The sequence below is a fragment of the Pseudoalteromonas sp. TP27 genome (assembly GCF_056470645.1).
In genome coordinates, this window is the sequence record NZ_JARDAK010000041.1 from 1 (window position 1) to 6,674 (window position 6,674).

Consider the following 6,674-nt stretch of genomic DNA (forward strand, 5'->3'; position numbering starts at 1 on the left):
ACGATGTGGCGAACTGGACCTTTAGATTTGTTCTTATATTTGACCTTAACGGTCTTTGAACGCTTACTAATACTGGTGTAGTTAGGGGATCGCAAAGGGACGTTCATCAAAGAAAATATAGAATCGATAAAAGCTTGAAGCGCCCGTAAAGGGAGAGAGAAAATCCCTTTAATCATCAAAGCTGTTTCAATAGCTGTATCAGAAAATTGAAAGCCTCTACCACGTTTGCCATGGTGTTTTTTGCATTGCCACGCTTTAACGGCTGAGTCGTCAATCCAAAAAGTTACTGAGCCTCGTTTGCACAAGGCTTCATTATACTCATTCCAGTTCGTTATCTTCTTCTTCAATTTACCCATAACATCACTATGCTTCTGCTCCATGGGAGCAGATCGCAGGATTGAGGAAAGGTTCAACTTATTTAGTCAACAACGCCACTAATAGAGCTAAGTGATCGCATGGGAGTAATTCCTTGAGATATTTGATAAATAGACTTTTTTTGATTGAATGTCTGCTTTTTAATACAACGTTTGGGTGTTTTTGTTGTCTATTTAAGTGACTATTGAATGGGGGTATATATGAGTCAGCATCCAAAAAAGAAAATGCGAACCATTGCAGTTATACAAGCTGAAAAACATAAAATGTACGGGTTTACTTCACTCGAAACTTTATCAGGGTGGCATGGCAAAATTGATAAGAATAAAAACTTAAATTTTGAGTGCAAAAAAGAGTCTCAATGTATCGGTGTAACCAATGTTGTTGAAAAAATTTGAATCTAGATCAGGTTTGCATAAGAAGCTTAATTTGCATTTGATACGTAAAAAATACGAAATATACGGATATGTTTCATTAGATAAATTAGCTGAATGGAATCAATTAATACCAAAGAAGGAAGATAGTGGATTCACGTGTAAAAAAGAATACCAATATATTAATAGTCTTGATTGATGAGAGTTTATCTATTATGAAGTCATATACACTTCTTTTTAGTCTTACGTAGTAGCTGAGCTGTTGTTGTAAAAATTATCATCCTCCACTTAATTAATATGTTATTTCAATAGCTTATTTATGGTTTGGTTGGAAATGTTTTACGCCAAATTATCCTTTGATCTCTTTGTTTGTTATGGTGCCACAGCGCTAATAAGTTATGTTAATGATATGTTTGTGCAGCGCAATATTTCAGTTAATCACTTTGCGGTTTATTGAGTTTGCATCTGAATTACGTAAGAAATTATGCCAATATCAGTTCACTACCATTGACTTTTCAGGAAGTTTAATGAGACATATGTTCGAGTAAAAGGGAAATGGTTTTATCTTTATAGGGTAATTAATAAATAAGGAGAAGCTATCATTTATTTCTATCAAAAAAGAAATAGATTGTTTATCAATTATTCATTAAGCCTTGTTTGAGGTCGTATAGCTTAGACAATCAACCTAAACGTTAAACATAGATAAGCTTCTTCGTACGCTAATACCATTGAATCAGAGCATGATACCGTGGCTACTGGTGGTCTCAAAATTAGAAAACAGGCTTGATGAACAATTTAAGGATTTGAATTATTGTGAATTTTAAATAAGGGGGAGATATTTCCCTTTATAAGTAACTTTTTCAATGTGGAGGTTATTTATTAATAATTGAGTTTATTGTTGGGATATTTAACTTTACTAATTATTTTCAACAAGCCTCTATTATCGACGTTTACTTTGAGTCAGCCTCAAAATGAGGCTACTCATGGGCAGTTCTAATGGTGGTGAAAATAGAATTCGGTTAAATCAAGATATCGCCAATCTATTGGTGATATCTTGATTAGATGTTGAATCTCGTTTGTTAATAATTGGCGAAAATCATCAATATGGCATTCATGAGAAAAACTATGAGCATACGTACACCGAATGTAGTCAGTTTTAAAGGGGTTATGATTGTAACTAACTAAACTATATGAAAGACTAGCCTGTATAATCAAATTTATATGTCCTGCGACTAGACGAGCTTTTCTATTAAAAAAGTACACGTTTTGATTTACAGAACCTTTTGACATAGTCGATGAAGGAAGATCAACAAACATAATTATTTTTGTATTATGCTCTTTTTTTGCGGCTTTAAGCATCGATATCAGAAATTTTCGGTCATCAATACTTCCTACTTCAACTATATAACCAAGATGTTCGAGCCTTTTGATGCTTTTGCCTGGTAAGCTATCAAGTATAGAAGGAAGCACTGGAACAATAAATTTCGACCCAGGATTGTGATTTAGAATGATAGATCCTACAGCAGAATAATAGCAACCGCTATGCGTAAGCATATATAATCGTACATCTGGCATAGGGTTACTCCAAACAATTTTTTTATTTAGCCTTTGTAAGTATTCTAAACTAAGCTTATGTTCTAGGTGGCTGATTGCAATGCTTGCTTGATGAAATTTAAAGTCAATGTAATTTAAGTGTAATTTTTCGTCAATTAAGCGGCAGTTTTCTCGAAAGAAATAATTATAGTTGCTGATGTGTTTAGATATAATTTTGAAAGACTTAAAATAAAGGTAAAGTATGACTCTGATTATTGTAAGCAACAGTTGCTTTGATCTATCTAACATGCTAATTCCTCAATATCAAATATTGAGTTCACATAATTTAGCATTGTTTTATCGTGAGTAATCACGATGCAAATGCCTTGATGATTTTTAATCAACTTATAAATGAATTCAGAGTTGTTGCTATCGAGGTGTGATGTAGGTTCATCAAGAATTAATACATCATGTTTTTTGTATAATGCTCTTGCTATACATAACCTTTGTTTTTGACCAGATGATAATTGAACTCCTCCGTTTCCTAATAATGTCATAACACCATTGTGTAAGTTATTAACTTCATCGATTAACCCAACACTTAGTAATGTGTTATAAAAATGATTTTTATCATATTCTTGTTCTTGAATAATGTTTTTTTGAACACTTGTGTTTTGAATTGTGTCATCAGCAAACGAGACGCTTATAGATTTTCTATATTTTTTAATGCCAAATTTCTCAATCTTGTTATTATTGACATATATTTCACCATTGCTTAATTCTGTTATAGAGCTTAAAACTGCCGCTAGTGATGTTTTACCTTTTCCAGATTTTCCAATGATCGCTATTTTATCACCTTTATTAATTGAGATGCTTAAGTTTTCAAAAACAGGTTCTGAAAAGGATGAGTAAGATAAACTACCATTTTTTATACTTATTTGTTCTATATGATCTATTTTATCAATAATTTTATCAAGTGAGTACATTTCACACTTTTGATTAATAAGTGATAAGATCAATTTGAAATCAGGTTCTTTTCTTTTTATTTCTAATGTAGAATCTATGCAATTAGTTATACTTCTAAAAAAGAACTCTTTGTAAAAGAAAAGCAAGAACATATTTCCAATACTGCTATCTCCTTGAGCGGCAAAAAATATGTCTTTCACAAAAAAATAAATCACGAAAATAGTTGCAATATTATTTGCTATGGAGGATAAGGATGCCCCATTTTCTTTCAAAGAATTGAGTTTTTGGCAGTTATTTAAATATCTTTTGTTTAATTTAATTAACTCGCTAAGATAAAATGATTCTCTAGCATTTATTTTGTTTGATTTTATATCTTGATAGTAGCTATTTATTTGTTCGTTTCTATTGGTGTCATAGGCGGTTGCTGCTGATTGTAAGCCTTCAACTTTGCCTATGAAAATCATACGTATAGATGTATATATTAGAGCAATCAAAGCTACCATTAAGCCTATTTCTGTTGAAATTAGATGTATCATACTTAAAAAAGTTATAGAGAAAATGACACTAACAACTAGATTAATATAATTATTAACAAGATGTTCGCCGTAGCCGTTGATAATGGATAGTCTTTTTACTATATCAGTAACATTTCTGCGTTGAAAATATCCAACCGGTTGTTTAACTAAAATTTTGTAACTGTATGATGATAAATTATTATTAATCTCAGTTATAGAATTGCTTTTTATTATGGTTAAGATGCTTTGAGCTAAATAGTCGAAAAAATATAGTATTGAAAATCCGATTACGATAACAATAAGCATGTCAATATCACTCTTATTAATTACAAAATCTGAAATTAGCGACAAAAATTTTGGGGTTAGCAGGTAAAATAGTTGAACTATGATCATCAATAAAATTGTTATACAAATACTAAAGGACAAACCATCGATTTTTTTTGCTAGACTAAATAAACTTTCTTGATCTATTTTGTTTTTTTTTGTTATGCCTAAAGAAATAACTTCTTCTATATTAACGATATAACCGCTAAATAAACCTTTAGCTGTTTTGTTGTAATATCTTCTTCGGCCTAATGCCGGATCATATACTTCAATATATTTTTTTGTCACTTTAGATAGTACTACAAAATGTTGATGCCGCCATTGAACAATTGCAGGTAAATTGAGCTGTTCTATATTTTCGAACTCGATTTCATAACTACATGCAGTGATACCATAAGTGAATAGAATGTTTTCAATATCATATAAAGATAATCCTGAGATATCAGGCTTATATTGACGTCTAAGATCTGATAGGGAAGTACAGACATCATAACTATTAAGTATCATGGAAGCACATGCTAGACCACATTCAGACATCTCATCTTGAAGTTCCAATTCAACTTTTTTCATTATAAATTCTCCAGAGCAATATCTGTATGTATTACTTTATTAATGGGCAGGAAAAGTAATTTTAAGAGTGAGGTTTTGTTTATTTTAATATAGGCTTGAATTGACATGTTTGGTCTGAGTTTTGTTAACTCGAAATTATTTGATTTATTTATGCTCAATTTCATAATATGACTAAATTCAGGGTCATTAACTTGACTTATATTTAAAACATGACCTATTAAAAATCCATATTCTACATAAGGATATGAATCAACTGAAAATATAACTTTATCTCCATGATCGATATTAGCCTTCATTTTTGGAGTGATATCTAAAGTGGCTACTAATACATTGTCAGGTGTCACTTGTCCTAAAAATTGTCCTTTTTCAACTAGTTGATTAATTGATAGGTCGGATATGTTTAATGTTCCAGAAATTGGAGATGTTAAGTTGTAATTTTCATTTGTATTCGAAGTTATAAGTTCATTTGTTAAAACTTCATTGGTACTATTAAACGTATATTCATTTGTTATTATGTCATCAACTACATTGTTTGATTTTGTTTTTAATAAAGATAATTCGGTCTTTATAGTGGACAAATCTAGAGATAATTTTATTTCTTCATTCTTAATATTTTGTAGTGATTTTTTCCTATTCTCTAACTCTAATTTACTTATTGAACCTTTTAGTAATATTTTTTTATCATTTTCATATCGTGACTCTTCTGTTTCTTTTAGTTCTAGAAATTGTTCATAGTTGTATTTTGATTTCTCTAGTTGATTGGTTAATATTCGAATACTATTTTCAAAGTGTTCTTTTTCTGAATTTAGTTTTTTTATAGTGGTTAAATATTCAGACTTGTTTCTTTCAATTCTTGATTTGATGGATTTTGTGTTTTGTGATGATAACGAGATATTATCAAGATTTGATAGTAAGGTATTAGAGTTAGAAATAGATATTAATATATCTTTTTCACTCACATTAAAACTATTATTTATATATGTGATATAACCGCTTTCTGCTGCATATATTGAGCTATATGAATTGAAAGATAGCTTTCCTTGAATTAATTCTTTTTCATAAAAATCGTATTCATAGATATATATGAAGCCAATAATACATGTCAGCACAAAAGTAGAGCTAATTAATTGAATTTTTTTTTTGCTAGAGTTCATGTTTCATAGACCTTCTTTCCTAATAGTGAATTTTCTTTGTTCTAAACCTATCAAACAGGATTATTGGAGTGTATCAAATAACTAATGGTTTCAAGTCAAAAAATGGAACTCAAAAGATGAGGTGCAATGGATCGTTTTTTAGGAAATAAAGCCTGTTTTATATGGTTTGCGTAGTGAAATAGGAAGCTGGAAATTTTATAATAAAAAAGGGGGCATTAAGCCCCCTCCTTTCTTAGGGCAGGATTAGCAGCCTAGAGGATTCCAAGCAGAACCGCCTTCAACCCAACGACCTTTAACTTGTTTTTTTTGTTCTTGAGTTAGTTTTTTCATTTTGTGGTAATTCCTATTTAAAACAAATATATAATCATTTATACATTGCTGACCGAAGTGTCAGCGGAATGCAATATAGCAGTTTTTACGTGAGGCGTGTGTGGTTATATTTTATCGGAACAATTAATTATTTTTACACTTGAGTTTTATGTGATGAAAATCACACAAAATAGATTATTTCTATTGGTGATTATATAAAAGAATATTTATTTAAAATAAACGTAAACTAATTGATTTTAATGCAATTTATTTTATGTGCTTTTTTGCTGTGTGCGTTTTATATAAATAAATGTTTTTATAATAGCAGTATAAAATATTTCATCATCATGATAGATAATTTAAATTGAATATAATAAGTTTTCATGTATAGATTCTTTTTTTGAAAAAAACAATTGTTTTATGATTTAGACATTTAACCTAGAGTGTAAGGTTAGATTTGTCGGACTTGTTGCTAATGGCGTTGTTGACTAAATAAGTTGAACCTTTCCTCAATCCTGCGATCTGCTCCCATGGAGCAGAAGCATAGTGATGTTATG

Annotated in this window: 5 protein-coding genes and 1 pseudogene; 2 read left to right on the forward strand and 4 right to left on the reverse strand. The window is 30.2% G+C overall.

Going from position 1 to position 6,674, the window contains the following annotated elements; genetic code table 11:
• Positions 1-356: transposase (locus PX700_RS21245; RefSeq protein WP_479521874.1), on the reverse strand; the 356-nt coding region annotated here is incomplete at its 3' end.
• Positions 357-575: 219 nt separating this feature from the next.
• Here PX700_RS21245 and PX700_RS21250 point away from each other — a divergent pair.
• Together PX700_RS21250 and PX700_RS21255 are read left to right on the forward strand one after the other, a co-directional pair.
• Complete coding sequence (locus PX700_RS21250) at positions 576-770, forward strand: hypothetical protein (RefSeq protein WP_446701387.1); 195 nt, start codon at positions 576-578, stop codon at positions 768-770.
• A 502-nt stretch (positions 771-1,272) separates the two neighbouring features.
• Positions 1,273-1,335 (forward strand): annotated as a pseudogene (locus PX700_RS21255) (DDE-type integrase/transposase/recombinase); the annotation flags it as partial.
• A 404-nt stretch (positions 1,336-1,739) separates the two neighbouring features.
• Here PX700_RS21255 and PX700_RS21260 read toward each other — a convergent pair.
• Genes PX700_RS21260 through PX700_RS21270 form a run of 3 tightly spaced genes read right to left on the reverse strand, consistent with a single transcriptional unit; the run spans position 1,740 to position 5,808 of the window.
• Complete coding sequence (locus PX700_RS21260; protein ID WP_446701386.1) at positions 1,740-2,588, reverse strand: hypothetical protein; 849 nt, start codon at positions 2,586-2,588, stop codon at positions 1,740-1,742.
• On the reverse strand, positions 2,582-4,654 hold the full coding sequence (locus PX700_RS21265) for a peptidase domain-containing ABC transporter (protein WP_446701385.1): 2,073 nt from the start codon (positions 4,652-4,654) through the stop codon (positions 2,582-2,584). Before PX700_RS21265 ends, PX700_RS21260 begins: the two co-directional genes overlap by 7 nt.
• Positions 4,654-5,808 (reverse strand): HlyD family secretion protein, encoded by a 1,155-nt coding sequence (locus tag PX700_RS21270; protein WP_446701384.1) that lies wholly within the window; start codon positions 5,806-5,808, stop codon positions 4,654-4,656. Before PX700_RS21270 ends, PX700_RS21265 begins: the two co-directional genes overlap by 1 nt.
• Positions 5,809-6,674 lie beyond the last annotated feature (866 nt).